Raw genomic sequence first — 23,703 nt, 5'->3', positions numbered from 1 at the left:
CCGCGCCGGATCGCGGGGGCCGTTCGCTGGTCGGACGAGCCGGCCCCTACACGGGTAGTTCGTCGATCAGTACGACGGCCTCGCCGTCGATCACGGTCGTCCCCGACTCGGCGTTCTCGATCGTCGTCGCGAGCCGGAACTGGCCGTCGCCCAGATCCTCGACGATCTCGACGACCGCGCTGACTCGGTCGTCGAGCTCGACCGGACCGCGGAACTCCAGATCCTGCGAGAGGTAGATCGTGAGCCCGGGGAGGCGCGCGAGCGCGGCGCTGATCAGTCCCGAGACGAGCGTCCCGTGGGCGATGCGGCCGCCGAAGCGCGAGTCCTCGGCGAACTCGTCGTCGAGGTGCAGGCGATTCGTGTCGCCGCTGACCGCGGCGAACCGCTCGACGTCTTCGGCGGTGATCCGCTTCGTGAACGTGACGCTGTCGCCGACCGCGAGCGCGGTGGCATCCTCGGCTGAACGATCGAACGACCACTCGGCGTCCTCGAACGCGAGCGAGGGGAGCTCGCTCGGCTCCGTGCCCGGCGCCGACTCGGCTTTGGCGCCCCCGTCGCTCACGGCGTCGTTCGGGCGGTCGTCGCCGTTACTGTCCTGGTAGGTGCCGAGGGCGGCGCGATTCACGGCGGTCGCGCTCTCGATCGCCGTCTGCGTCATCTGCACCCACGCGTCGGTCATCGCCGACAGCGGATTTGCGGGCGTCGTGTTGTCGGACATAGACGCCCGAAGCAACCCAGGGGTTATCAGTCCTCTGGCCGCGGCAGCGCTCGGGTTCGTCGGCCCGACATCGGCGTCGCGCCGACGTCGGATCGACGCCGAATCGCAATCGGCCGAATCACCGCCGCGCGGAACGGCCGGAAATCGGCGCCGAGCGACCTCGTTCCAGCCGATACCATCTGATACCATTGAGAACCATCTGAGGGCAAGGCTTATTAGCGCCCGCCGAGTACACAGTAGTGATGACGGACGATTCCAGCGGGATGCAGTGGCCGCCGGCGCTGTTCGCAGAGCAGATGCAGGAGGCCGGCGAGCAGGCCGTCGAGAGTCAGCAGGAGCTGATGAAGCAGTTCCTCTCCGCCAACGCCGGCGCGGGAGGGAACCTCTCGCAGTTCCCCGCGATGACGATGGGAACCGCGACGTTCAAGACCCGCGTGCAGAGCGGCGGGCGGATCAGCATCCCCGACGCGGAACGCGAGGCCCTCGACATCGACGAGGGCGACATCGTCCAGACGATCGTCATCCCCCTAGGTGATACCAATGAGTAACGCAAACCCCATCCAGACCGCATTCGACCTCCAGCGCACCGCCCTCGAACAGACCCAGAACGTCACCCACGAGGCCGTCGAGGCCCAGAAGGCCGCCGTCAACGCGATGGTCGACGGCGCCGAAACCGCCGAGTCGCTCGCCGACCAGAACGCCCGCCTGACCAAGGAGGCCCTCCACGCCTACTTCGACGCCGTCGAGCAGGCGACGCCCGCCGACGCCGAGGTCGACTTCGACCAGGCCCGCGAGCTCGTCGACGAGCAGTTCGAGGCCTACGACGAGGCCCAGGCCGAGTCCTGGTCGGCCGTCCACGAGGCGCTCGCCGAGAGCGCCGACGGCTTCGAGCAGTTCGCCGACGAGTACGTCGACGCCGTCGACGAGTCCTTCGACACCTTCCTCGACGCCCACGAAGAGGTCGAATCCAGCGCCGTCGACGCCGCCGAGGAGATCGACGTCTCCGCCGCGTAAATCGGCGAATCGCTTTTCCGACAGCAGCCGCAATTTTTGGACAATGAACGACTCATCCACCACAGACGCCGCACAGCACGATTGGACTTCCTTCATGGAAGAGATGAACGAGCAGTTCGTCGACGCCCTCGAACAGAACGTCGAGGCCCAGGCCGAGTTCGTCGAGTCCTGGTCCGAGACACTCGAATCGTCGGCCGACGACGAGCGACTCGGCGAGGGCGTCCAGGGGTACGCCAAGGCCTACCAGGTCTGGATGGACGCCGCCCAGGAGATGGTCGAGCGCACCGCCGACGCCGCCGAGGGCGAGGAGGTCGACGTCGAGGAGTTCCGCGACGTCTGGCTCAACAGCGCCAACCAGGCGTTCAAGGAGGTCATGTCCACGAGCGCGTTCGCCGCAGCGACGGGCGAGACCGTCCAGGACGCCATGGAAGTGCGGCAGATGGCCGACGACAGCGCCGAGGCGACGCTCCGCCAGCTCCGGATCCCGACCCAGAGCGACGTCGAGGAGATCGGCGACCGCCTGGTCGAACTCGAACGCCGCCAGCACGAGGTCGAACGGAAGCTCGACCGCGTGCTCGAGCACCTCGAAGAGTGAGCTCCCACGGAAATTCCCACACATGATGAACCCATTCACCGCGACGCTCGACCTCCAGCGCCAGACCTGGGAGTCCGCCGCCGAGGTCGTCAAGAAATCGGGTGCGGCGCCCGACGCCAACGAGACCATCTCGGAGGTCGACGTCGGCGAGACGCCCCACGAGGTCGTCTACGAGGAGAACAAGCTCCAGCTCTACCACTACGAGTCCCAGACCGAGGAGCAACACGACGTCCCGATCCTCATCGTCTACGCGCTGATCAACCGACCGTACATCCTCGATCTGCAGCCCGACCGCTCGGTCGTGCGCACGCTCTTGGAGAACGGCTTCGACGTCTACCTGATCGACTGGGACGAGCCCTCCCAGCTCGATCGGTCCCTGCAGCTCCACGACTACGTCGACCGCTACGTCGACAACTGCGTCGACGTCGTCCGCGAGCGCTCGGGGCAGGACAGCATCAACCTGCTGGGCTACTGCATGGGCGGGACGATGAGCGTGATGTACGCCGCGCTCCACCCCGAGAAAGTCCGCAACCTCGGGCTGATGGCCGCCGGACTCTGTTTCTCCGGTAGCGGCGGCCTGCTGGAGATGTGGGGCGACGAGGAGTACTTCGACCCCGAGGCCGTCACCGACACGTTCGGCAACGTTCCTTCGGACTTCCTCGACGTCGGCTTCGCGCTGATGGACCCCGTCGAGAACTACCTCACCAAGTACGTCCGGTTCTACGACAACGTCGAGGACGAGGACTTCGTCGAGAACTTCGCCCGGATGGAGGAGTGGCTCGGCGACGGCATCGACGTCGCCGGCGAGACGTTCGAGGAGTTCATCGAGGACATCTACCAGGAGAACAAGCTGTACAACAACGAGCTCTACCTCGACGGCAAGCACGTCGACCTCGACGAGATCGAGATGCCGGTGCTCAACATCGTCGCCGAGTACGACCACCTGATCCCGCCGGAGGCCTCCAAGCCGTTCAACGAGGTCGTCCCGAGCGACGACACCGAGATCAAGGAGTTCCGCACCGGCCACATCGGGATGAGCGTCTCCTCGCGCTCGCACGCCGAGCTGTGGCCCGACGTCTGCGAGTGGTTCGAGGAGCGCTCGCAGGTCGAGGAGGACCTCCCCGGCGAGGATCGCTTCGACGAGGAGATCGAGGAGCGCGGCGAGGCCGAGGTCGACGACGAGCCCGCCGAGCCGGGGGAGATGAACGTCGACGAGGAGATCGTCGACGACGTCACCGAGGACGACGCCGAAGCAGAATCGGACGGCAGCGCCACGACGGAGGACGACGCCGACGCCGCGCTCGCCGAGGACGTGGCGGGCGACGAGGCCGGTGTCGACGAGGAGAGCGACGCCGAGAACGGCGAGACGGACGGCGGCGAACTCGCCGGCACGGACCTGCAGGAGCTCGACGGCATCGGCCCGACCTACGCCGACGAACTCCGCGAGGCCGGGATCGATTCCGTCGAGGAGCTGGCCGACGCCGACGTCGTCGCGATCGCCGAGTCGACGGACGTCCCGGTCGGTCGCCTGGAGGACTGGGTCGACCAGGCCCAGGCGTACCGCGACGAGAACTGAACGACGCGGGCCCGATTCGCCGCGGCCCCAGTTTCGAACGCTGATTTTTCGCCGCCTGCTCTCCCGCACCGATGCTTCGAGGCGCCCACCTTTATCACAACGACTAGCGAAGCGCTAGATAATGCGGGCGGGGCGCGACCCCGGCCACCTACGGTGATTCCCATGGACCAGCGAACTTGCCTCGTGACGGGCGCATCGCGCGGGATCGGACGCGGCATCGCAGAGCACCTCGCCTCGGAGGGGGCGAACGTGGTCGTGAACTTCCGGGCCTCCGAGAAGGAGGCGGCCGACGCCGTCGAGGAGATTCGCTCGAACGGCGGCAGCGCGATCAAAGCGCAGGCCGACGTGACCGGCCGCCGCGAGGTCGAGGCGATGCGGGACCTGATCCACGACGAGTTCGGCGAGATCGACGTGCTCGTCAACAACGCCGGGATCACGCAGGACACGCGCTTCGAGGAGATGACCCGCGAGGAGTGGGACCAGGTGATGGACGTCAACCTCGGCGGCGTGTTCAACGTGACACAGACGTTCTTCGAGGACATCAAATCGGCCGACGAGGGGCGACTGATCAACATCTCCAGCATCGTCGGCAAGCAGGGGAACTTCGGGCAGGCCAACTACGCGACCGCCAAGAGCGGACTGTTCGGGTTCACCCGGACGATCGCGCTCGAACTCGCCCGCTCGGGGTCGACGGCGAACTGCCTGGCCCCCGGCTTCACGCAGACCGACATGCTCGACGAGGTCGACGACGAGATTCAGGAGAAGATCCGCTCGGAGATCCCGCTCGACCGGTTCGCGCAGATCGACGACATCGCCGCCGCCGTGCGCTTCCTGGCGAGCGAGGAGTCGTCCTATATCACCGGCGAGGTCATCGACGTCAACGGCGGGATGGACCTCTAACGGCGTCGCTCAGTCAAGGCGGTACTCCCGCAGCTCCTCGCCGCCGGACCGGAGCGTCGGCAGCAGCGGCTCGATGTCGCCGACCAGTTCGACCGCGCCGCTCGCGCCCGGGTCGTAGTCGACGAGGCCCGCACTACTGAGCCGCGGGATGTGGTTGTGATGGAGTTCGACCAGCACGGCGTCCCGGTCGTCCTCGTCGATCTCGGCCACCGGCTCGTCCCGGCACCGCGCTGCGACTTGGGTCGCCAGCTCGTCGAGGTCGACGGCGCCGGCCCGCGAGTGGAGCACGCACAGCGTATGTCGGCGGTAGGCGTGCCCGAGGATCTCGTAGATCTGGTCGGGCGAGAGGTCTACCTGATCCTCCGTGACCTGACTCATGGGTTCCCTCCGCGGCGCTCCCCGTCGGCGAGTCCCAGTTTCGAGAACATGGATCTACGAAGGCGACCGAGCCGTAAAACGGTGTTTACGAAGTACTAACGGGTAGTTACCGCACCGATCGAAAGAGAGACCGGCCCGTCAGATGCCGCTCTCGAAGTCGTCGAGAGCGTAGGCGGGCTCGGCGCCGCGGCGGTCGAGCGTCTCGTTGGCCAGCAGCCAGTAGACGACCGACAGCGCCTTGCGGCCCTTGTTGTTCGTGGGGACCACGAGGTCGACGTTGCTCGTCGAGTTGTTCGAGTCGCACATCGCGATCACGGGGATGCCGACCGTGATCGCTTCCTTGACAGCCTGGGAGTCACCGATCGGGTCCGTGACGACCAGCACGTCCGGCTCGATGTAGCCGTCGTACTTCGGGTTCGTCAGCGTGCCCGGGATGAAGCGACCGGTGCGGGCGCGCGCGCCGACCGCTTCCGCGAACTTCTCGGCGGGGAAGCGACCGTACTGGCGCGACGACGTGACGAGAATCTGCTCGGGCTCGTAGTTCGCCAGGAAGTCCGCGGCCGTGCGGATCCGCTGGTCGGTCGTCCCGACGTCGAGCACGTACAGACCGTCGGTGCGGACGCGGTGAATGAACCGCTCCATGTCGGCGGTCTTCTGCTGGGTGCCGATGTGGACGCCGGCGCCCAGGTAGTCCTCGACGGGAATGAGGAGGTCGGCCTCCTCGTCGGACATGACGTCCTCGTCGAGCTGCGGTTCGGCCTCGGCCTCCTCGGCGTCGGCGGTCGATTCATCGTCGCCCTCTACGGGCTCGGCCTCGTCGGGCTCGGCGGCCGGACCGGCGCCGGGTTCCGGCTCCTGGTCGACCTCCTCTTGCGCCGCGTCGAGGCCCTCCTGTTCTGCGTCGTTGTCTGTCATGCTGCGTCGTCCGCGATGCGGATGAGTTCGTTGAGTTTTGCGGTGCGCTCGCCGCCGACGGCGCCGGTCTTGATGAACTCGGCGTCGGTCGCGACGGCAAGGTGTGCGATGGTCGTGTCCTCGGTCTCGCCCGAGCGGTGGGAGACGATCGTCCCGTACTCGTTCCGGGCGGCGAGCTCGATCGCGTCGAACGCGTCGCTGAGGGTGCCGATCTGGTTGGGCTTGATCAGGATGCTGTTGGCGGCGTCCTGCTCGATGCCCCGCTCCAGCCGCTCGACGTTGGTGACGAACAGGTCGTCGCCGCAGATCAGCGTCTGGTCGCCGACGCGGTCGGTGAGCTCGGTAAAGGCGTCGAAGTCGTTCTCGTCGAGGGGATCCTCGACGTACGCGAGGTCGTACTCCTCGACGAGCTCGGCGATGTAGTCGATCTGCTCCTCGGTGTCGCGGACCTGATCGCCGTAGACGTAGCCGCCTTCGTCCTCGTCGTACATCTCCGCGGCGGCGACGTCGAGCCCGAACGTGATCTCGAAGCCGAGTTCGTCGGCGACGGCGTCGGTCGCCTCCTCGACGATCTCGAACGCCTCGGCGTCGTCGATCGACGGCGCCCAGGCGCCCTCGTCGCCCTTGCCCGACGGAACGTCCCGGTCGAGCAGGATGTCGTGGATCTCCTGGTGGACCTGCGCGTTGGCGAACACGGCGTCGGCGACGCTCGGTGCGCCGACCGGCGCCGAGAGGAACTCCTGGATGTCCGTGGCGTCGGCGGCGTGCTCGCCGCCGCCGATCACGTTACCCAGCGGGATCGGGAAGTTGTCGCCGCGGAAGGCGCCGCCCAGATGCTGGAACAGCGGCGCGCCCAGCACGTCGGCGCCGGCCTTCGCGGCGGCCATGCTGATCGCGACGGCGCTGTTGGCGCCGATCTCCGAGAAGTCCTCGGTGCCGTCGGCGGCCCGCAGCGCGGCGTCGACCGAGCGCTGGTCGCCGGCGTACACCTCGTCGACGAGGCGCGGGACGGCGTGCTCGCGGGCGGCGGCGATGGCCTCGTTGGCCGGCAGTTCGATCGCCTCGAACTCGCCGGTGCTGGCGCCGCTCGGTGCGGCGCCGCGGCCGAAGCCGCCGCTCTCGGTCAGTACGTCTGCCTCGACCGTGGGGTTGCCCCGCGAGTCGAGGACGCGCCGGAGTCGGATGTCGGTGATCAGTGTCATGTGTCGCCTCTGTTGACCGTGAAGGGGAGCGCCCCCGCGTCGTACTCCTCGGCGGCGACCAGGATCGGCTCGGTCTGGTCCGTGTCGATCAGCACCGGTGCCCCGTAGGAGACCTGGAGCGCTCGCGCGCCCAGGATCCGCGCTTTCTCGTACCGTGTGAATCGCTGTGATTGGGACATGGGTTACTGGTAGGGGGCCACGATGTCGACGAGGTCCTTGTGCGAGACGAGCATCCGGCGACAGCAGTGTCGCTCGACGCCGAGCTCGTTCAGCACCTGCTCGGGGTCCTCGTCGCCCTCGCGGGCTCGCGCCTTGAACTCTTCCCAGTGTTCACCGACGACGTTGCCGCACGTGAAACACCGGACTGGTACCATCATACTTGAATCACCTTAGCGGTAGGACTTCTGGTAGCGGGCCCGGGCGCCGGGACCGCCCCACTTCTTGGGCTCGGACTGCCGGACGTCGTTGACCAGCAGCGACCGGTCGAACTCCATGTAGGCGTCCCGGAGCTCGGCGTCGCCCGTGTGCTGGACGAGGCCGCGGGCGATCGCGGTGCGGACCGCGTCGGCCTGCCCGGAGATGCCGCCGCCCTGCACGCTGACCTCGATGTCGACGCCGTCGCGCACGTCGTCCGCGATGCGGAACGGTTCGAGCATCTTCAGTCGGGCGAGCTCGGGCTCGACCAGTTCGACGGGTCGGGAATCGATTCGCACGCGACCGTCACCGTCCCGCACCGTGGCGCGGGCGATGGCGGTCTTCTTCTTGCCGCTCGTGTTGGTTACCATGTGACGTTAGCACCCAGGTTCTCGCTGACCTCCCCGAGGTGGAGGAACTTGATGTTCGACAGCCGGTCCAGCGACGTGCCCTCGAGCACCTCGCCGTCCTCGTCGTAGGGGTTGCCCACGTAGACGCGGACGCTCTCTAAGGCCTCGCGGCCCGCGGTGGTCTTGTAGGGGACCATCCCGCGGATCGAGCGCTTGAAGATCCGGTCGGGCCGCTTGGGGTAGTAGGGGCCCCGGTCGGATCCCATCTCGGCGCGCGTCTCGAAGGTATCGAGGATGTCGTCCTCGCTGCCCGTGATGACGGCGTCTTCGGCGTTGACGACGGCGACCCGCTCGCCGTCGATCGCGCGCTGTGCGACCTCGCTGGCGACGCGACCGAGAATGCAGTCGCGCGCGTCCACGACCGCGTCGGCCTCGAACTCCGCGTAACTCATCGGATCACCCGCACGTTCGTGCCGTCGGGATTCTGTTCGATCGCCTGTTCTAGCTCTTGGGTCTCGCCGACCTGTTCGATCTTCGTCTCGGCGGTGCCCGAGAAGTCGACCGCCGCGACGGTGACCGACTTCTGCAGGGCGCCGCTCCCGAGCACCTTGCCCGGGACAACGACGAGTTCGTCTTCCTGCGCGTACCGCTCGATCCGCCCCAGATTGACTTCCGCGTGCGTGCGGCGGGGTTTCTCGAGCCGGTCCGCGACGTCGCTCCAGACGTCGGCGTCCCCGTTGCGGGACACCGACTTCAGCTCGGCGATGAGACTGTTCAGTCTCGGATTCGTCTTGCTCATAACTTTCCTCCTGTTAGGACCGCGTGAGAAGTGTGATGCAGGGAGCAGGATTTGAACCTGCGGACTCCTACGAGACAGCGCCCTGAACGCTGCGCCGTTGGCCAAACTTGGCTATCCCTGCTCGCACTTCCGGTTACTCGACGCCCCGTAAAACCACTTTCGATCTGGACCGGTTCGACCTCGCATCGAACGGCGTCGAATCGGCTGCCGGCGGCGGACTCGGCCGCGGGCGTCGTCGCCCGGCCGGCGCTCTCGCTGCCGGACCGGGCGGACGTCAGGGTGTGGTTCGTGGGGGCGATCATGCTATAGCTGTACTGCCGTTTCGAGCTCGCTCGCTCGCTCTTCGATGGTGTCGGCCGCCTGCGTGACGAGTTCGTCGACCGTGAACGAGCCGTCGGTCTCGACGTGGAACACGAACGCGTTCTCGACGTCGTGGACCTCGAGCTCCTTGCCCTCGAACGGCTCGTACTGCGTGAGGTCGTTGTCGAACTCCTCGGCGGGGATCAGCTCCCCGTCGTGCTCGATCACGCCGCGGACGATCTGCGGTTCGGCGTCCTCGAACTCGCCGCGGTCGCCGACGACCTCGACGCGCTGGAGGTTGCGGTAGCCGACCGCGACCCCGCCCTGGTGTTTGGCGTGGTCCTTGCCGGACATCGCGACCGCTTCCGCCTCCGCTTCCAGTCGCTGATCGTCCTTCAGGTCGATGATCGGGACGTTCTCGTCGGCGGGCTGGACAAGGTCGTCGCTGCTGACCAGGTCGCCCGAGTAGGCCGTCGCGGGCCCCTCGACGTCGATCGAGAGGGTGACGGTGTCGCCGAGCTCGAACTCGCCGAGCGGGGTCGTCAGGGGGATCATTCCCATCCGCAGGCCGAGCTGCTCGTCGAACATCACCGACGAGTTCTCGACGAAGCGGACGGTGTCGATCGCCAGCGTCGGCACGTCGGCGATCATCGCCCGGCGGACGCCGTTCGCGAACGCGGGGGTGACCCCGCGGACGAGGAACCGTGCGTTCCGGTCCTCGCGTTCGACGAACTCGACGTCGTAGTCCACTGCCATCGTTAGTATCCGCTCTTTCCTTTGGGTGCGCGAGAGCCGTCGTGGGGGATCGGCGTCACGTCCTCGATGCGACCGATCTCGAGGCCGGCGCGGGCCAGCGCGCGGATCGTCGCCTGTGCGCCGGGGCCGGGGCTCTTCTGGAGGTTCCCGCCCGGTCCGCGAACGCGGACGTGGACGCCCTCGATGCCGGCCGCCAGCACTTCCTCGGCGACGGTCTCGGCCATCTGCATCGCCGCGTACGGCGATGCCTCGTCACGGTTCTGCTTGACCACGGCGCCGCCGGACGACTTGGCGATCGTCTCGGCGCCGGTCTGGTCGGTGACCGTGATGAGCGTGTTGTTGAACGATGCGTGCACGTGGGCTACGCCCCACTTGTCTCCCTCGTTTTCTGCCATGTTATTGCTCCTCCGCTCGTTCGGGGTGGAGTTCGTCAGCCAGCGGGCTGGTCTCGTCGAACTCGACGGTCTCCTCCTCGTCGACCTCGACCTTGTAGGAGGGGACCGACACGCGTCGGTCGCCGACGACGACGTGCCCGTGGACGATGAACTGGCGCGCCTGCTGCGGCGTGTTCGCCAGTCCGCGTCGGTAGGCGACCGTCTGGAGGCGACGCTCGAGCACGTCGTTGATCTCCAGGGACAGGATGTCGTCGAGCCCGTCGGTGTCGTTCAGGATGCCGTAGCGCTTGAGGCGCGCGAGGAACTCCTCGCCCTCGCGGCCGGCGGCCTCGGCGTCGCCCTGCGCGCGACCGAGCAGTTTCCGGGCCTCGCGGCGGTAGCTGCGAAGCTCGGACTGGGCGCGCCAGAGCTCTTCCTTGTTCCGGAGGCCGTAGCGGCCGACCAGATCGTGTTCGGACGAAATGCGCTCGCCCTGGAAGGGATGGTTCGGCGTCTCGTAGGCCTTCGTCTTGCTACCGAGCGGCATTATTCTTCACCTCCCTCGTCCTCGTCGCCGCCCGCCGCTGCCTCTTCCTCGGCCTGCTCTTCGCGGATCTCCTCGACGTTGACGCCGATGGTGCCCTCCGTACGACCGGTGGACTTGGTCCGCTGACCGCGCACCTTCTGGCCGCGCTTGTGGCGCGTGCCCTTGTAGGAGTCGATCATCTTCATCCGGTTGATGTCGTGACGCCGCTTCATCTGCAGGTCGTTGCCGACCTTGTGGGACGTCTCGCCGGAGAAGAAGTCCTTCTGGCGGTTGGTGAGCCACTCGGGAACCTCGTCGGCGTACTCCTCGACCTTGGAGACGACGCGATCGATCTCGTCCTCCTCAAGGCGACCGAGGGTCGCGGTGCGGTCGACGTCCGCCTTCTCCGCGATAATTCGGGCCGTTCGCCGGCCGATGCCTTTCATCTCGATGAGCGACCGCTCGACGGCTTTCGTCCCATCGAGGTCGGTCTGCCCGATGCGGACGAAGTACCGAAGGTCCTCGTCGTCTTCGGGTTCGTCTGGTTGTTCTGCACTCATGTGTGGGTTGGATCTGCACTCGCGCCTTGCGACGCGTGCGTTGGGGTCCGCCGGCGACGAATCGTGCTCGTACACGTCTCGACCGACGGTCTTCACGTCGTGGCGGGGATTCGAACCCCGGAGGCTTTACGCCACATGGTTAGCAACCATGCGCCTTGGGCCGCTTGGCTACCACGACTCGCTTGTACTGTCGCCCTTGCGGACTCGGGACCCGATCGCCCCTACATCTGATTGCAGCCCTACCTTCCCCGGTGCCGTACTTAAACGCAACGAATCGCGCCGCCCTCTTTCGCGTGATTTCCGTCGGTAGCGTGTTTGGGATTAGTTGGCTCGGATGACGTTGTAACGGTGACCGACTCGAAGGCCTTCGGCTCGCTCTCAGGGATGATTGCGGCAGCACCGACTGGGACCACCTCGAAAGCCCTCGGCCCGCTCGGCGGCGCTCTGGCGGATATCCTCGCTACGCTCGGATAGTGCCGCCGGACCGCCGCCGACCGAACCTCGCCCTTTCAGTCCGCCGAGGACACCGCTACCGCATTGCGCGGGTCGCCACGGGCGACCACGCGCGGCCCGGCCCTTCCCCGTCGGCGCGCCACGAGGCCGCGCCCGGCCGCGGGGCTGCGGTGGCGCGTGCTGTCGAGCCTTTCATGGCGAGACAGTAGCGCGCGAGGGATGAGCGAGCAGAGCGAGCGAATCGGTTGGGGAGGACGAGGTTGCGGTGGGTGGGAATGAAAGGGGCCGGTGCGCTCGGCCGGTGAGGCGAAGCAAGCACTGGAGCGACCGGAGGGAGCGAAGCGCGCAGCGAGCCGCAACCGGTCGAGCGCGGCGGGGGCTTTCAGGGCGTTGTCGGCCGGGTCGGATCGAAAAATCTCACCGAGAGCGATTGCAAACGTTCTCGTCACAACCCTCGTCCGACGTATCGCCCGATTACGATCACAACTGCTAGATCCCGAAGCGCTTACCGGTGCGCGAGCGTAGCCAGAGACATGGACGAGAGCGCCGAGCGGACCCGCGTCGAGTGGCACGAGTGGGGTCCAGAGCCGTTCGAGATCGCAGATCGAGCCGGAAAGCCAGTGTTGCTGTCGCTGTCGGCGACGTGGTGCTCGTGGTGCCACGAGATGGACGAGGAGACGTACAGCGAGCCTCGAATCGCCGCTAACGTCAACGACGGGTTCGTCCCGGTGCGCGTCGACGTCGACCGCCACCCCCGCGTGCGCGAGCGCTACAACATGGGCGGGTTCCCCTCGACGGTGTTCCTGACGCCGGAGGGCGAGCAGCTCACCGGCGCGGGCTATCTGGGCCCCGACGGGATGCGCCAAGTGATCACGAGCGTGCGGAAGATGTGGGACGGCAAGGGCGCGGAAGCCGGACGCGTCCCCAGGAGCCTCCAGGGCGAGGCCACGCCGGCGGGCGAGCTCACCCCGAGGATCGAGGAGCAGCTCCTGGGTGCGCTTCACGAAACGTACGACGAGCAGGCCGGCGGCTGGGGCGCCGACGCCAAGTTCCCGATGCCCCGGACGATCGAGTTCGCGCTCAAGCGCGAGCGCGAGCAGGCGCTGCGGACGCTCGACGCCGTCGGCGCGAACCTGCTCGACGACTACGCGGGCGGGTTCTACCGCTACGCCGCCGGCGGGGACTGGAGCGAGCCCCACTACGAGAAGATGCTCGACACGAACGCCGCACTCGTGCGAGCGTTCGCCAACGCTTACCTCTACACCGGGCGCGAGGAGTACCGCCAGCCAGCCGCGGACACGATCGAGTACCTCACCACGACGCTGTGGACCGGCGACGCGTTCGCCGGGAGCCAGTCCGCCGGCCCCGGCGCCGAGTTCTACGCGCGCGAGCCGACCGACCGCGAGGCCGCCGACGAGCCGCCGGTCGACCCGACGCCCTTCGCCGACCGAAACGCGCTGGCGGTCGACGCCTTGCTGACGTATCACGCCTACACCGACGACGACGCCGCCCGTCAGTACGCCGAGCGAGCGCTCGACTACCTCGCGGAGACCCTGATCGACGACGGCGAAGTCGTCCACTTCCGCGACCCCGAGGACGCCGACGAGGTCGGCGAGGCGCTCCTCCTCGCGGATCACGCTCGCACGGTCGCCGCGCTGACGACCGCCCGCGAGGTGCTGGGTGCCGACGCGCTGGACGGCCGAGCGATCGAACTCGCCGAGCGCGTCGCCGACGCCGCGATCGACGAGCTCCACGACGAGGGCTCGTTCCGCGACGGCCCCGCGAACGGCGAGGGGCTGCTCGACCGGCCGCTCCGACCGCTCGACGGCAACGTCGAAATGACCGACGCGCTGCTGGACCTCGCAGTTCTCACTGGCGAGGACCGCTACCGCGACGTCGCCCGCGAGACGATCGAGGCGTTCGCGGGCGCGTGGGACCGCTTCGGCCCGCAGGTCGCCGGCTACGGCTCGGCGGCCTCGCGGCTGCTCAACGGAACCTTGGTGATCCGCGTCGGCGACGACGCCGGCTCGGATCTCCACCGCGCCGCGCTCCGGATGGGCGACCACGAGAAGGTCGTCGTTCCCGAGGCCGAGGGCGTCGAGGACGGTACCGCCGCGGCGTCGATCGTGACGGGTGACGAACGGAGTTCGTCGAGCCCTCGCTCGCAGGCTCGCGAGGACGCCGCGGCGACAGCCGAACCGGCCGAGACGCCCGAGCAGCTCGAAGCGCGAGTCAGCGATCTGATCGACGAGCGGTCCGAAGCAAACTGACCGTCGGCGTCCCGTCAACTTCCCGGCGGCGTCCGATCTACTTGTCGACGTCCGGACGACGAACCCGACGTCCAGCGCCGCGTCGACGCCGACGAGCGGTTCCGAACCAGCACCGGCACCCCCGAAAACCTCCGGTGCGTTTATAACCCTTCGAGAGTGACAGGACGGTATGGCAAGTCTGCGGGACCTCGGGCTGTCCGAGTACGAAGCGCGCGCGTATCGCGCGCTACTGAACACCGGTCCCACAACCGCCAAAGAGTTGTCCCGGGCCAGCGACGTGCCCATGGGGCGGATCTACGACGTTCTCAATAGCATCGAGCAGTACAACCTCGTCCGCAGCCAGACCGCGAGCCGGCCCAAGAAGTACGTCGCGGTCGAGCCCGCGACCGCGCTGGATCGGCTGCTCGACGACAAGAAACGGGAGCTCGAGGAGAAGGCCGACCAGTACGAGGAGATCGTCGACGATCTCTCGGACGAACTGGACGCCGCTGACCCGGTCGAGGAGCAGTTCTGGACCGCGGCGGTCGGCGCCGAGGAGACCGCCGACCTGCTCGTCGAGCGACTCTCGGCGGCCGACGAGCGGATCGTCTTCGTCGCCTCGGACCAGACCTCGCTGTTCGAACTCGACGAGATCGGCGACCTCGTCGCCGAGCAGTTCGAGGAGGCGATCGACCGCGGCGTCGACGTCAAGGTACTGCTGACGCCCGGACTGGTCGACTCGCTGCCCGAGAGCGTCGGTCGACGCCACCGGCAGACGCTCTCGCCCTCCGAGAACTACGAGGTTCGGGTCAGCCCCGACGTGACGGGGACGTTCAACCTGTTAGACGGCGTCGAAGTCTGCGTTCAGGTGCCCCACCCGCTGGCGGCCGACGAGGCGTTCGCGATGATCGATCTCAAAGATCCCGAGTTCGCCGCCGACGTCCACGACGAGTTCGTCCCGCGCTGGCGGGCGGCCGAGACGCTGTCGTTTTAGGCCGATTCGGCGGCCGAGAGCTACGCGATCGCCTCGTCGACGGCGTCTTCGAGTACCCGGACGCATTCGTCGACGTCCGCGAACGTGGCGTCCCCGCCGTTCCGGGCGACGGAGACCAGCACGCCCGACTTGCGTCGGTTCGGCGCCGGACAACCGACGAGCCAGGCGTCCTCGTAGGTCCTGACGAGGGCGTCGAGGTCGCCGGTCTTCAGGCTCGACGGGTGGTCCCTGACGCCGAGCTGGATGACGATCGACCGGTTGACGATCCGCCTGATCTCCGACTCGGAGTACTGCTCCGCCAGATCGTCGCGGAGCGTGCAGTCGTACTCGCGACCGTCGTACGCGATGATCGCGCGGAGGTCCGATCCGACCCGCTCCCGGATCGGTTCCTCGACCACGTCGACAGAAGGCATACGTGATCAACGCATTCTTGACAATTTAAAGCCAGCTTCAGTTATCGTTCCTGACGGGATGAAAACTAGTGAGAATCAGCGGACTGCGACCCGACGCCCTGACGATCTCGGTGTCGGCTCGCAGAGAGCCACCCCAAGCGCTCAGCTCTGTACTTCCTCCCGCAGCTGCTCCATCTCGACGCGTCGCTCGGCGTGAGCGTTGTGCTGGTGGATGGACTCGTCGTTGGACTGTTTCATCGTGACGACGGCATCGTCGGGCAGCTGGTCGAACTGGTCGACGACGCCGTCGGCCATCGCGCGGACGCAGTCCTCGACGAACTTGGCGTCGGCGTGGGACTGGTAGGTCATGTGGTCCTCGTCGGGACGCTTGGCGAGGTTGTAGATCCGGGCGCTCATCGAGTCGCGGGCGACGTCGATCAGATTGGTGAGATCGACGTCGGGTGCGCCGTCGCTCTCGACGGTCAGCGTGGCGTGGCCTCGCTGGGAGTGGCCGGGCTGGGGAACCTCGTCGAGGAACTCCTCGATCGTCTCGTCCTCGATGCCGAGCTGTTCGAGCTTCTGGCGCGCCCGGGCTTCCGACATCCCCTGTGAGCACGGACAGACGGTCATGCCGGTCACGGTGGCGCCGATCTCCTCGCGGGTGCCTTCGTCCGTCGCCGTCGCCTTGGCCTGGATGTCGACGGTGCTCTGGGTTTCCCGGTCGGAGGCGGGCGTCTGCTCGCGCTGGACGAGTTCGGCCTCCATCGAGACGATCGCCTCGCTGGTGTAGTCGTGCTTGTCGAGCAGCCGTTCGGCGGCCTCGCCGCAGACGTCCTCGACGCGGTGGACCTCCTCGCGCGTGGCGGCTTCGAGGGTTTCGTCGATGACCTCCATGTTGCGGCTCATGTCGGCGCCCTTGCGCCAGGAGGGCAGGTCGACGAACACCTCGAACTCGGCCATCAGCACGATCGGACGCTTCTCGGGCCGGGCGATCTTCACGAGCTTCTCGACGCCGGTGACTCCCACGCGGTTCAGCCCCACCGCCACGTCGGGGCTGGTCGCCTGTACGTCCGGCAGTTGCTCACTCATTGAATCGCCGTTACGACGGTACGCGATTAGGCCTTTCGATAGCGCGAATATCGACGCGCGCGACCGCCAGCGCTCCCCGTCACGACACCGGTCGGATCACTGCAGCTTCGCGAGCGCCTCGAAGAAGTTCGCCCGCGGGCCGGCGATCCGCACCGGCTCCTCGGCGGCCGTGACCGCGACGGTCGTCCCGGAGTCGATCTCCCGCCTGGTGCGTCCGTCGCTGATGACGTACCCGCTCGGCGCGTCGGTTAGTTCGATCTCGACGTCGGCGTCGACGTCGACCGCGAGCGACGGCATCGACTCGGCGCCGCACATCTCGGTGACGACGATCGCCGGCACTTCGGGATGGACCAGCGGCCCGTCCTCGCTGAGATTGTAGGCCGTCGAGCCGGTCGGCGTCGCGACGAGCACGCCGTCGGCGTGGCCCGTCGAGTAGGTCGACCCGTCGACGCGCACCGTGAGCTCGGCGCCGTTGCCGTGGCCGCGCTGGGGGCCCTGCACGACGACCTCGTTGATCGCCGGCTCCAGGGTCCAGTCGTCGTTGCTCGCCCGCAGGCGGGGGAGTTCCCGGAAGCGCACCTCGCCGGTCTCGCGGACGTGATCCACCTCGGCGGTGACGGCGTCGACGGCGTCGACCGGCGCGACCGCGTTGAGAAAGCCGACCTCGCCGAGGTTGACGCCCATGATCGGCGTCGTCCCGGCGCCCCGCGCGGCGTACAGGAAAGTCCCGTCGCCGCCGATCGACACCACGAGATCGCAGTCGGCCATCGCAGACACGTCGACGCCCGGCCGATCGAGCGCCGCCGCCGTGGCCTCGTCGAGGCGCACTTCGACGCCGTCGTCCCCGATCGTGGCCGCGATCTCGCCGGCCAGCGAGGCGGCCTGCTCGTTGCCTTTCTGCCCGACGATCCCGACGTTCATGTGTTCGACGTTGCGCCGGGGGCTGAAAAACTCCGCGTTGGCGTCGCGACGGCGCTGATCGGCGCCGCAGACCGAACTGCGACGTCCCGGAGCGGCGGCTCGTCCGACCACCCCGGCAGCAACCTTAATTTGACTGGGGCGAATGGCTACTGAGTAGCACACGGCTCGACCGGAGTAGTACGCCGGGCGGGTCCTGCGTCCACCGAACCATGGATAGCCAACACTCCCGCCCGAGGGTCGGCGCGCATCCAGCCGCCGCTCCGAGTCGGTGCGAGAGTCCCACTCCGAAATCGAGACGGTCCGACACCCTCCCCGGAGGTGGGCAGAGTGAGTGACGACCGGGCGGACGATCCGGAGGGGCGGGACGACGAGACTCCCGAAGAAGGCGACGCCGAAGCGCCCGCGAACGGGGGGCGCGACGCCGAAGAGGACTGGTTCGAGCAGGCGCTCCGCGACGCCGGAGAGGACGGGGAAGACCTTTTCTCCGGCGAATGGGCGCCGGACGACCTCGACGACGAGCTACCGGATCCCGACGCGGCGGCGCGGAGCGAGTCGGCCGATCGGGGCGCCGACGACCTGGAGGCGGCGTTCGAGGATATCGCCGACGACGAGCGAAGCGAGTTCGACGCCGCGTTCGACGATCTCCCGGAGCCGGACGACGACGCGACGTTCGACGACCTGCCGGAACCCGGCGAGGACGACGAGTTCGATGGAGGCCGGACGACGGACGCGGACTCGGCGGACGCCGATGCCGAGCCGGCGGACGCCGACGCGCAGAGCGCTTCGAGCCCCGACTCGCAGGCTCGTCGGGACGCAGACGCGGGGCGTCCAGATTCCGAGGCCCCGGACGCCGACGCGGGGCGGCCGGCTTCCGAGGTCTCGGGCGCCGACACGCCCACGGACGAGCGTGAACCGAGCGACGATCAGGGAGACGACGGCGGCCTCTTCGACACCGACTTCGCGTCGGCGCTCGGCGACGCGCCGGATCTGCCCGGCGAGTCCGACAAGGGATCACCCGGGGGCGGACCATCAGGTAGCGGACAGTCCGGCGGCTTCGGGAGCGGTAGTAGCGGCTTCGGCGGCGGCGGTAGTGGCGAGTTCGGCGGCGGTGGCGGCGAGTTCGACATGGCGACCGACGACGCTGGCGCGCTGGGCGACCTCGACGACGTGGGGGCGCCCGGCGCCGGCTCGGACTTCGAGCAGCAGGACGAGGCCCACGAGTCGGAGATCCCGCGGATCGAACTCGGCGTCGAGGGGCTCGACGCGATGATTCAGGGGGGCGTCCCCGAGCGGTCGCTGATGGTCGCGATCGGCAGCGCCGGCACCGGGAAGACGACGCTCGGGCTCCAGTTCCTCGAGCGGGGCCTCGAACAGGGCGAGCGAGCGGTGTACATCACCTTAGAGGAGTCCCGCAGTCGGGTGATCCGCAGCGCGACCGAGAAGGGGTTCGCCTACGACGAGTACGCCGCGGACGGCCAGCTCGCCGTCGTCGACATCGATCCCGTCGAGATGGCAAACAGCCTCCAGAGCATCCGCAGCGAGCTGCCGCGGCTGATCCGCGACTTCGGCGCCTCGCGGCTGGTGCTGGACTCGGTGTCGCTCCTGGAGATGATGTACGACGACCGCGCGGTGCGGCGCAACGAGATCTACGACTTCACGCGGAGCCTCAAGGACGCCGGCGTCACGACGCTGCTGACCAGCGAGGCCAGCGAGGACTCGGCGTTCGCGTCCCGGCACGGCATCGTCGAGTACCTGACCGACGCCGTGTTCGTCCTCCAGTACGTCCGACCCTCGGATTTCAGGGAGACGCGGCTGGCCATCGAGATCCAGAAGATCCGCGACGCGAACCACTCCCGCGAGACCAAGCCCTACGAGATCACCAACGAGGGGATCAACGTCTACCGGCAGGCGAACATTTTCTAACCGTCGACCAGCGCGATCCCCGCGAGCCGGTCGCCCGCCGTCACGGTCGCCTCGCGCGTGAGCGCGTACAGGATACCGTCCTGGCCGGCCCGGACAGTCTGGAGCGACTCGTAGGTCGCCGGGTCGTACACCGTCCCGATCGTCGTCCCCTCGGAGATCCGATCGCCGACGGCGAACTCGCCGGTCACCCGGAACAGCCCCGAGGCCTCGGCGTCGACGCTCCCGAGGTGGTTGCGCGCCCGGCGAGGCGTCCCGTTGTCCTCGACGTCGCCCGGGAGCACGTTCAGGTGCCGGAGCGCGTTCAGCAGGCCGGTCACCCCGGTTTCGATGGCGGGATCGACGAGCTGCTTGTTGTGGGCCAGTTCCGGCGTGATCGCGGTGATCCCCTCGCGGGCCGCCGCGACGCGGAGCTTGCCGTCGAAGCCGCGAGCACGCCACTCGTCGGGCGCGTCGTCGCCCGCCGGTTCCGCGAGCAGCAGGTCGGTCCCGAACGCGGCGGCGAGCGAGCGCGCGTCGGCGTCGCCCTCGGCGTAGACGACGTGCGGAAGCATGTCCGGGCTGCCGGTGTGCAGATCGACGATCGCGTCGGCGTCGCCGGCGTACTCCCAGAGCCGGGCGGCCATCCGCTGGTGGAGCGATCCCGAGGGGTCGCCCGGCCAGACGCGGTTCATGTTCGGGTTGACGCTGTCGAGCGCCGCCGGAGCGGTGTAGGAGACGCGATCGAACGTCAGCGGGTTCGCGACGGGTACCGCGATCACCGTCCCCGCGAGCGCGTCGCGACGGAGTCGATCGTGGATTCGACGGAGTACCTCCGAGCCGTTGATCTCCCGGCCGTGCTGGGCCGCCTGCACGTACACCGTCGGTCCCGCTTCGGCGCCGTCGTAGCGGTGGACGGTCGTCGCGACCTCGACGCCCGAGGGCAAACGTGCGAGGGTGACGCGCTCGGCGTGGTGACGAGTCTGCGAACGAGGGCTTTGCTCCGCGGCATCCTGCTGAGCTTGTGAGTTAGGGCTCGATGAGCCCCGCTCACCGGTGTCCTGACGAGTTTGCGAGTCAGGGCTCGCGGAGTCGTCCGAACGATCGCTCTGCGATCGTTCGTGATCACGAGAGAGGGCATCGCCCTCTCTCGAACGACTTTGCTCCGCGGCGTCGTGCCCGCTCGTCTCCTCCATATGTGTCTCCTTGGAAGGGGCGATAATAGTCCTTCGTCACGAATTGTTTCGTCGTACGGATAATTATATGAGTGTCCGTCACGTGGCTCCGTTATGGCCGGACGCGAACCGAAGACGCCCCGCGAGGACGTCGTTCCCGGAGCGCTCGACCCCGGAGCGAGCGTTCTGGTCCACGACGCGGGCGACGACACGCCGTCGGGACTCTGCGGAGACCTCGCCGCGAGCGCGGACCCGACCGGTGACGTGCTCGTCGTCGAGTTCTCCCCCGATCCCGCCGACTGTCTGGACAAGCTCGCGAACCACCCCTCGACGGGACGAAAACGCCTCCTCGCGGTCGGCGACCACGGCGACGTTCGCTCGTCGCGGGGCGACGTCGACGTCGTCTCGATCGACGATCCCGCGGACCTCTCCTCGCTGGGCATCGAGATCAGCGGCTTTCTGTCGGACGGCGGCGAGACGATCCTGTGTTTTCACTCGCTGACCGACCTGTTAGACCACTCGGATCTCGAACGCGCGTTCCGCTTTCTCCACGTGCTCGCGGGCCGCGTCCGCGCGGCCGACGCCGTCGCGCACTTCCACATCGATCCCACCGCCCACGAGCCGCGGGACCTCAACACGCTCGCGGCGCTGTTCGACGGCGTCGTCGAGCGGTTCGACGGGGAGTGGATCGTCCGGACGACCGAATAGCAACGCGCTATTGCTAGTAGCACCACATCCGCGAGTCGCAACTATCCCGTAGCTATCTCGAAACTACGGGCTCCAATCCCCGTAAACGCCCGCTCGCGCCCCTAGCGAGATATTTTCTAAAATAGTATACAAAATCCACTTTGTTTAATGTACTTATTATTTAAATATTTTTATATTCTCTCGCCATTTTTGTAGCGATGTACCATGTCCAACGGCAATGGAAGTCAGATGGCGTCGTTCCTCAAGAACCACCCGCGGCTGGCCGGCGTGCTGTTCGCTGCGCTGGTGGCGCTAACGCAAGTCGGGAGTGCTTCGGCGGCGATCGCGATGACGATCGATTAAGAATTCAGCGTTTCAGCGTCGACTTCGTCGCTCCAGTGTAGTCCGCCCGAGATTCTGACGGGCAATGTTTCAAGCTCAAGAGACTGAAGTAGCTCTTGCTCTGAAACCGTTACGGACGCGTTGTCCCCCGAGTTGAGATAGAAGTTCTCGTTCGACTCGATGATCGGCATGAACATCCCGCCCATCCCGCCGGACGTCGTCGCGTACGCCTCGAACGTCAGCTCGTAGCGATCCCCGTCCGCCGGTTCGATGCGAGCGAGCAGCGGCGTCCCGCTCTCCGCCTGCGCGATGGTGAGCCCGCCGTCGCCGATCACCAAATACTGGCTGCCGACGATGCTCTCGCCCTTCGCGACTTCGAGGGCGGCCCGGAGCGGGAAGCCGCAGTTCAGCAGGCGTGCTACCGTCGAGCCGATGCGGACGGCGCCGCTGTTGATCACGTCGCTGAGCGTGGCGATGCCGCCGATCGCGCCGGCCTCGATCAGCTTCGCGCCCTGGTCGTACGACTGGCAGGCGTTCAACAGGAACGCGTCGACGCCGATCTCGTCGAGCGACCCGGCGTCGAGCGTGCCGTCGGCACAGCGGAACCCGTCGTCGTCGATGTGGCCGACGTAGTGGAGGAACTCCGCCGGCTCGGCGAACACGTCGGCCAGCTCGTCCGTTCGCAGGTCGCGCTCGACGGCCACCTCGAAGGGCAGGTCCGCGCGGGAGCCGTACACCTCGTCGACGATGTCGCGTTCCTCGTCCATGCGATCGTCGTTACAGACGACCGTGATCGCGATGTCGCCGGTCGAGGGCTCCCGGTCGAAGCGGTTGCGGTAGGCCTCCGGCGTCGCCTTGCTGACGCCGATCGGCGTCTCGTCGCCGACCCACGCCTGCTCGATGGCGTCGTCGGATTCGACCTGGACGTAGGTGTTGTCGCCGGCGTCGCCGCCCGACGTCTCGGCCGCTCCGCGGGTGTACGCCCCCATTCCCGTCTCTTCGACCGACGACGCCGACACCTGCTGGGGCTCCGCCGTTCGGATGACCGCCAGATCGTTGACCAGGTACGGCAGCGTCTCGATGCTCTCCGGCGTCGGCGAGACGTGGGTCGTCAGCTTCCACTGCGGGAGCAGTTCCTCGACAGCCTCGTAGGGGACGTCGAGATACGCTTCGAGCTGCCGGGACAGCGGCGCCTCGTACAGCTCGGGGAAGGAGAGGTCGACCTCGTGCTCCAGCAGCTGGCGCTCGTGGAGGTCGATCGGGTACAGCCCCTCGGTGCGCGTGACGCAGTCGAGGAAGAACACCTGTTTGAGCGCCCGGACGACCTCCCGCTCGAATCCGCCCGGCCCGTCGAGATCGCGCTCGAATCCGTCGTCGGTGACGATTCGGGCCGTCTCGCCCGGCACTAGCTCTGCGCCGAGGTAGTACGCCAGCGTCGCGGCGGGGTAGATGTGGCGGTAGGTCGGCGGGAGCTCGATCGCGACGCCGGTGTCGGCCGGCTCGATTTCCTCGGGGATCGAGAGTTCGTCGCCGAGTTCGATCGCGGGCGGATGCCCGCGCAGCGTCGGCAGCGAGCGCTCGGCGGTCGTCGTCTTGAGCGACGAGCTCAGCGCCGTCACCGCGCGCATGATGTCCTCCGGATCGTCGGTCGTCGTCAGCGTCGCCGCGGGCTGTTCGTGCTTCGACCGCCCGCCGACGGCGACCCGAGTGGGCTCGCCGAACTCGATCGAGGTCCGCTCGGTCTCCGAGGAGATCGTGACGTCGCTCTCTACCTGGAGGTAGATCCGAAGCTGGACGGACACCTCAATGCTGTACGTTCCCTGCGGGAGTTCCTCGTGGGAGAAGTGTTCCGCGCTCGCGACGACCTCGCCAGCCTCGTTCCTGACGATGACGGGCGCGACCGTCGGGAGCGTGATAGCCGAGCACTCGATTTCGACCGCGTCGTCGACCGGGAACCGGAAGGCGCCGGGGTCGGTCGACGAGGGCGTCACTGGCGCGTCCGTCAGCAGCGAGTACCGAACCCGTTCGATCGGGTCGATCAACTCGAGGCCGGGGGCCGACAGCGGCTCGAACGCGACGTTCACTGCAGTGACACCCCCCACAGGGAACCGGCGGTACCGTCCAT

General features: G+C 67.6%; 28 protein-coding genes and 2 tRNA genes. 10 read left to right on the top strand and 20 right to left on the bottom strand.

The genetic code is table 11. The features are described 5' to 3' along the window. Nucleotides 1-46 precede the first annotated feature (46 nt). Entirely contained in the window at nt 47-718 is a 672-nt protein-coding gene (locus ABDZ81_RS11525; RefSeq protein WP_343774127.1) for a MaoC family dehydratase, read from the bottom strand. A 242-nt stretch (nt 719-960) separates the two neighbouring features. On the opposite strand from ABDZ81_RS11525, the gene ABDZ81_RS11520 reads away from it, so the two are divergent. The 5 genes from ABDZ81_RS11520 (at nt 961) to ABDZ81_RS11500 (ending at nt 4,803) form a co-directional block, all read left to right on the top strand. Further along, the gene (locus ABDZ81_RS11520) at nt 961-1,266 is read left to right on the top strand and encodes an AbrB/MazE/SpoVT family DNA-binding domain-containing protein (protein ID WP_256392104.1); all 306 of its coding nucleotides are present in this window, start codon (nt 961-963) and stop codon (nt 1,264-1,266) included. Next, complete coding sequence (locus tag ABDZ81_RS11515) at nt 1,259-1,732, top strand: hypothetical protein (protein ID WP_343774126.1); 474 nt, start codon at nt 1,259-1,261, stop codon at nt 1,730-1,732. Before ABDZ81_RS11520 ends, ABDZ81_RS11515 begins: the two co-directional genes overlap by 8 nt. A gap of 43 nt (nt 1,733-1,775) precedes the next feature. Continuing rightward, complete coding sequence (locus ABDZ81_RS11510) at nt 1,776-2,327, top strand: poly(R)-hydroxyalkanoic acid synthase subunit PhaE (RefSeq protein ID WP_343774125.1); 552 nt, start codon at nt 1,776-1,778, stop codon at nt 2,325-2,327. Nucleotides 2,328-2,349: 22 nt separating this feature from the next. Beyond that, nucleotides 2,350-3,903, top strand: coding sequence for a class III poly(R)-hydroxyalkanoic acid synthase subunit PhaC (phaC, locus tag ABDZ81_RS11505; RefSeq protein WP_343774124.1), 1,554 nt, complete (start codon nt 2,350-2,352; stop codon nt 3,901-3,903). A 156-nt stretch (nt 3,904-4,059) separates the two neighbouring features. Continuing rightward, on the top strand, nt 4,060-4,803 hold the full coding sequence (locus ABDZ81_RS11500; protein ID WP_343774328.1) for a beta-ketoacyl-ACP reductase: 744 nt from the start codon (nt 4,060-4,062) through the stop codon (nt 4,801-4,803). 9 nt (nt 4,804-4,812) lie between these two features. Here ABDZ81_RS11500 and ABDZ81_RS11495 read toward each other — a convergent pair whose 3' ends face one another. The 14 genes from ABDZ81_RS11495 to ABDZ81_RS11430 form a co-directional block, all read right to left on the bottom strand. Then, nucleotides 4,813-5,181: a DUF7344 domain-containing protein gene (locus tag ABDZ81_RS11495; RefSeq protein ID WP_343774123.1), complete on the bottom strand. Its 369-nt coding sequence runs from the start codon at nt 5,179-5,181 to the stop codon at nt 4,813-4,815. Nucleotides 5,182-5,319: 138 nt separating this feature from the next. Further along, nucleotides 5,320-6,096 carry a 30S ribosomal protein S2 gene (rpsB, locus tag ABDZ81_RS11490; RefSeq protein ID WP_343774122.1) on the bottom strand — a complete coding sequence of 259 codons (777 nt, stop codon included), beginning with the start codon at nt 6,094-6,096 and terminating at the stop codon, nt 5,320-5,322. Continuing rightward, on the bottom strand, nt 6,093-7,298 hold the full coding sequence (gene eno / locus ABDZ81_RS11485) for a phosphopyruvate hydratase (RefSeq protein ID WP_343774121.1): 1,206 nt from the start codon (nt 7,296-7,298) through the stop codon (nt 6,093-6,095). Before eno ends, rpsB begins: the two co-directional genes overlap by 4 nt. Continuing rightward, nucleotides 7,295-7,477 carry a DNA-directed RNA polymerase subunit K gene (locus tag ABDZ81_RS11480; protein WP_343774119.1) on the bottom strand — a complete coding sequence of 61 codons (183 nt, stop codon included), beginning with the start codon at nt 7,475-7,477 and terminating at the stop codon, nt 7,295-7,297. The genes eno and ABDZ81_RS11480 overlap by 4 nt, the downstream gene beginning before the upstream one ends. Before the next feature lie 3 nt (nt 7,478-7,480). After that, nucleotides 7,481-7,675, bottom strand: coding sequence for a DNA-directed RNA polymerase subunit N (locus tag ABDZ81_RS11475; RefSeq protein ID WP_343774117.1), 195 nt, complete (start codon nt 7,673-7,675; stop codon nt 7,481-7,483). Nucleotides 7,676-7,687: 12 nt separating this feature from the next. Continuing rightward, the gene (locus tag ABDZ81_RS11470; protein WP_097007833.1) at nt 7,688-8,083 is read right to left on the bottom strand and encodes a 30S ribosomal protein S9; all 396 of its coding nucleotides are present in this window, start codon (nt 8,081-8,083) and stop codon (nt 7,688-7,690) included. Next, complete coding sequence (locus ABDZ81_RS11465; RefSeq protein WP_343774116.1) at nt 8,077-8,514, bottom strand: 50S ribosomal protein L13; 438 nt, start codon at nt 8,512-8,514, stop codon at nt 8,077-8,079. Before ABDZ81_RS11465 ends, ABDZ81_RS11470 begins: the two co-directional genes overlap by 7 nt. Continuing rightward, the gene (locus tag ABDZ81_RS11460) at nt 8,511-8,909 is read right to left on the bottom strand and encodes a 50S ribosomal protein L18e (RefSeq protein WP_343774327.1); all 399 of its coding nucleotides are present in this window, start codon (nt 8,907-8,909) and stop codon (nt 8,511-8,513) included. Before ABDZ81_RS11460 ends, ABDZ81_RS11465 begins: the two co-directional genes overlap by 4 nt. Beyond that, nucleotides 8,898-8,982, bottom strand: a tRNA-Leu gene (locus ABDZ81_RS11455). The genes ABDZ81_RS11460 and ABDZ81_RS11455 overlap by 12 nt, the downstream gene beginning before the upstream one ends. Nucleotides 8,983-9,164: 182 nt before the next feature. After that, a complete protein-coding gene (locus tag ABDZ81_RS11450; RefSeq protein ID WP_343774115.1) occupies nt 9,165-9,917 on the bottom strand; it encodes a DNA-directed RNA polymerase subunit D in 753 nt (250 codons plus the stop codon). A 2-nt stretch (nt 9,918-9,919) separates the two neighbouring features. Beyond that, complete coding sequence (locus tag ABDZ81_RS11445; RefSeq protein WP_256392116.1) at nt 9,920-10,312, bottom strand: 30S ribosomal protein S11; 393 nt, start codon at nt 10,310-10,312, stop codon at nt 9,920-9,922. A gap of 1 nt (nt 10,313) precedes the next feature. Then, nucleotides 10,314-10,838 carry a 30S ribosomal protein S4 gene (locus tag ABDZ81_RS11440; RefSeq protein ID WP_343774113.1) on the bottom strand — a complete coding sequence of 175 codons (525 nt, stop codon included), beginning with the start codon at nt 10,836-10,838 and terminating at the stop codon, nt 10,314-10,316. Beyond that, nucleotides 10,838-11,377 (bottom strand): 30S ribosomal protein S13, encoded by a 540-nt coding sequence (locus ABDZ81_RS11435; protein WP_343774112.1) that lies wholly within the window; start codon nt 11,375-11,377, stop codon nt 10,838-10,840. The genes ABDZ81_RS11440 and ABDZ81_RS11435 overlap by 1 nt, the downstream gene beginning before the upstream one ends. A gap of 95 nt (nt 11,378-11,472) precedes the next feature. Then, nucleotides 11,473-11,555: transfer RNA gene (locus tag ABDZ81_RS11430), tRNA-Ser, on the bottom strand. Between the two features lie 808 nt (nt 11,556-12,363). Here ABDZ81_RS11430 and ABDZ81_RS11425 point away from each other — a divergent pair. Both ABDZ81_RS11425 and ABDZ81_RS11420 read left to right on the top strand, forming a co-directional pair. After that, complete coding sequence (locus ABDZ81_RS11425) at nt 12,364-14,100, top strand: DUF255 domain-containing protein (RefSeq protein ID WP_343774111.1); 1,737 nt, start codon at nt 12,364-12,366, stop codon at nt 14,098-14,100. 169 nt (nt 14,101-14,269) lie between these two features. Next, nucleotides 14,270-15,073, top strand: a complete 804-nt coding sequence (locus ABDZ81_RS11420; RefSeq protein WP_343774110.1) for a TrmB family transcriptional regulator — start codon at nt 14,270-14,272, stop codon at nt 15,071-15,073. Between the two features lie 20 nt (nt 15,074-15,093). Here the strand turns inward: ABDZ81_RS11420 and ABDZ81_RS11415 are convergent, their stop codons facing one another. The 3 genes from ABDZ81_RS11415 to ABDZ81_RS11405 form a co-directional block, all read right to left on the bottom strand. Next, on the bottom strand, nt 15,094-15,486 hold the full coding sequence (locus ABDZ81_RS11415; protein WP_343774109.1) for a DUF7522 family protein: 393 nt from the start codon (nt 15,484-15,486) through the stop codon (nt 15,094-15,096). Between the two features lie 141 nt (nt 15,487-15,627). Continuing rightward, the gene (gene mptA / locus ABDZ81_RS11410) at nt 15,628-16,554 is read right to left on the bottom strand and encodes a GTP cyclohydrolase MptA (protein ID WP_343774108.1); all 927 of its coding nucleotides are present in this window, start codon (nt 16,552-16,554) and stop codon (nt 15,628-15,630) included. 96 nt (nt 16,555-16,650) lie between these two features. Then, the gene (locus ABDZ81_RS11405; RefSeq protein WP_343774107.1) at nt 16,651-17,475 is read right to left on the bottom strand and encodes an NAD(+)/NADH kinase; all 825 of its coding nucleotides are present in this window, start codon (nt 17,473-17,475) and stop codon (nt 16,651-16,653) included. A gap of 597 nt (nt 17,476-18,072) precedes the next feature. On the opposite strand from ABDZ81_RS11405, the gene ABDZ81_RS11400 reads away from it, so the two are divergent. Beyond that, nucleotides 18,073-19,398 (top strand): KaiC domain-containing protein, encoded by a 1,326-nt coding sequence (locus ABDZ81_RS11400; protein ID WP_425541910.1) that lies wholly within the window; start codon nt 18,073-18,075, stop codon nt 19,396-19,398. Here the strand turns inward: ABDZ81_RS11400 and ABDZ81_RS11395 are convergent. Next, entirely contained in the window at nt 19,395-20,321 is a 927-nt protein-coding gene (locus ABDZ81_RS11395) for a succinylglutamate desuccinylase/aspartoacylase family protein (RefSeq protein WP_343774104.1), read from the bottom strand. The genes ABDZ81_RS11400 and ABDZ81_RS11395 overlap by 4 nt on opposite strands. Before the next feature lie 342 nt (nt 20,322-20,663). Between ABDZ81_RS11395 and ABDZ81_RS11390 the strand changes: the two genes are divergently transcribed. Beyond that, a complete protein-coding gene (locus ABDZ81_RS11390) occupies nt 20,664-21,257 on the top strand; it encodes a DUF7504 family protein (protein ID WP_343774102.1) in 594 nt (197 codons plus the stop codon). A gap of 204 nt (nt 21,258-21,461) precedes the next feature. Then, a complete protein-coding gene (locus tag ABDZ81_RS11385; RefSeq protein WP_343774101.1) occupies nt 21,462-21,599 on the top strand; it encodes a DUF7503 family protein in 138 nt (45 codons plus the stop codon). Here ABDZ81_RS11385 and ABDZ81_RS11380 read toward each other — a convergent pair. Beyond that, nucleotides 21,596-23,662 carry a hypothetical protein gene (locus ABDZ81_RS11380; RefSeq protein WP_343774100.1) on the bottom strand — a complete coding sequence of 689 codons (2,067 nt, stop codon included), beginning with the start codon at nt 23,660-23,662 and terminating at the stop codon, nt 21,596-21,598. The two genes, ABDZ81_RS11385 and ABDZ81_RS11380, sit on opposite strands and share 4 nt — an antisense overlap. Nucleotides 23,663-23,703 lie beyond the last annotated feature (41 nt).

Origin of the sequence: Natronoarchaeum mannanilyticum, from assembly GCF_039522665.1 — an archaeon.
Taxonomy (GTDB): Archaea; Halobacteriota; Halobacteria; order Halobacteriales; family Natronoarchaeaceae; genus Natronoarchaeum; species Natronoarchaeum mannanilyticum.
This window is presented reverse-complemented; position numbering and strand designations above follow the sequence as displayed.

Coding starts and splice junctions, on each gene's coding strand:
- ABDZ81_RS11420 (WP_343774110.1), top strand. CDS start 14,270: ATGGCAAGTCTGCGGGACCTCGGGCTGTCCGAGTACGAAGCGCGCGCG.
- ABDZ81_RS11390 (WP_343774102.1), top strand. CDS start 20,664: ATGGCCGGACGCGAACCGAAGACGCCCCGCGAGGACGTCGTTCCCGGA.
- ABDZ81_RS11435 (WP_343774112.1), bottom strand. CDS start 11,377: ATGAGTGCAGAACAACCAGACGAACCCGAAGACGACGAGGACCTTCGG.
- ABDZ81_RS11525 (WP_343774127.1), bottom strand. CDS start 718: ATGTCCGACAACACGACGCCCGCAAATCCGCTGTCGGCGATGACCGAC.
- ABDZ81_RS11495 (WP_343774123.1), bottom strand. CDS start 5,181: ATGAGTCAGGTCACGGAGGATCAGGTAGACCTCTCGCCCGACCAGATC.
- ABDZ81_RS11510 (WP_343774125.1), top strand. CDS start 1,776: ATGAACGACTCATCCACCACAGACGCCGCACAGCACGATTGGACTTCC.
- ABDZ81_RS11465 (WP_343774116.1), bottom strand. CDS start 8,514: ATGAGTTACGCGGAGTTCGAGGCCGACGCGGTCGTGGACGCGCGCGAC.
- ABDZ81_RS11415 (WP_343774109.1), bottom strand. CDS start 15,486: ATGCCTTCTGTCGACGTGGTCGAGGAACCGATCCGGGAGCGGGTCGGA.
- ABDZ81_RS11425 (WP_343774111.1), top strand. CDS start 12,364: ATGGACGAGAGCGCCGAGCGGACCCGCGTCGAGTGGCACGAGTGGGGT.
- ABDZ81_RS11385 (WP_343774101.1), top strand. CDS start 21,462: ATGTCCAACGGCAATGGAAGTCAGATGGCGTCGTTCCTCAAGAACCAC.
- phaC (WP_343774124.1), top strand. CDS start 2,350: ATGATGAACCCATTCACCGCGACGCTCGACCTCCAGCGCCAGACCTGG.
- ABDZ81_RS11475 (WP_343774117.1), bottom strand. CDS start 7,675: ATGATGGTACCAGTCCGGTGTTTCACGTGCGGCAACGTCGTCGGTGAA.
- ABDZ81_RS11405 (WP_343774107.1), bottom strand. CDS start 17,475: ATGAACGTCGGGATCGTCGGGCAGAAAGGCAACGAGCAGGCCGCCTCG.
- ABDZ81_RS11515 (WP_343774126.1), top strand. CDS start 1,259: ATGAGTAACGCAAACCCCATCCAGACCGCATTCGACCTCCAGCGCACC.
- ABDZ81_RS11450 (WP_343774115.1), bottom strand. CDS start 9,917: ATGGCAGTGGACTACGACGTCGAGTTCGTCGAACGCGAGGACCGGAAC.
- mptA (WP_343774108.1), bottom strand. CDS start 16,554: ATGAGTGAGCAACTGCCGGACGTACAGGCGACCAGCCCCGACGTGGCG.
- ABDZ81_RS11440 (WP_343774113.1), bottom strand. CDS start 10,838: ATGCCGCTCGGTAGCAAGACGAAGGCCTACGAGACGCCGAACCATCCC.
- rpsB (WP_343774122.1), bottom strand. CDS start 6,096: ATGACAGACAACGACGCAGAACAGGAGGGCCTCGACGCGGCGCAAGAG.
- ABDZ81_RS11445 (WP_256392116.1), bottom strand. CDS start 10,312: ATGGCAGAAAACGAGGGAGACAAGTGGGGCGTAGCCCACGTGCACGCA.
- ABDZ81_RS11480 (WP_343774119.1), bottom strand. CDS start 7,477: ATGTCCCAATCACAGCGATTCACACGGTACGAGAAAGCGCGGATCCTG.
- ABDZ81_RS11470 (WP_097007833.1), bottom strand. CDS start 8,083: ATGGTAACCAACACGAGCGGCAAGAAGAAGACCGCCATCGCCCGCGCC.
- eno (WP_343774121.1), bottom strand. CDS start 7,298: ATGACACTGATCACCGACATCCGACTCCGGCGCGTCCTCGACTCGCGG.
- ABDZ81_RS11520 (WP_256392104.1), top strand. CDS start 961: ATGACGGACGATTCCAGCGGGATGCAGTGGCCGCCGGCGCTGTTCGCA.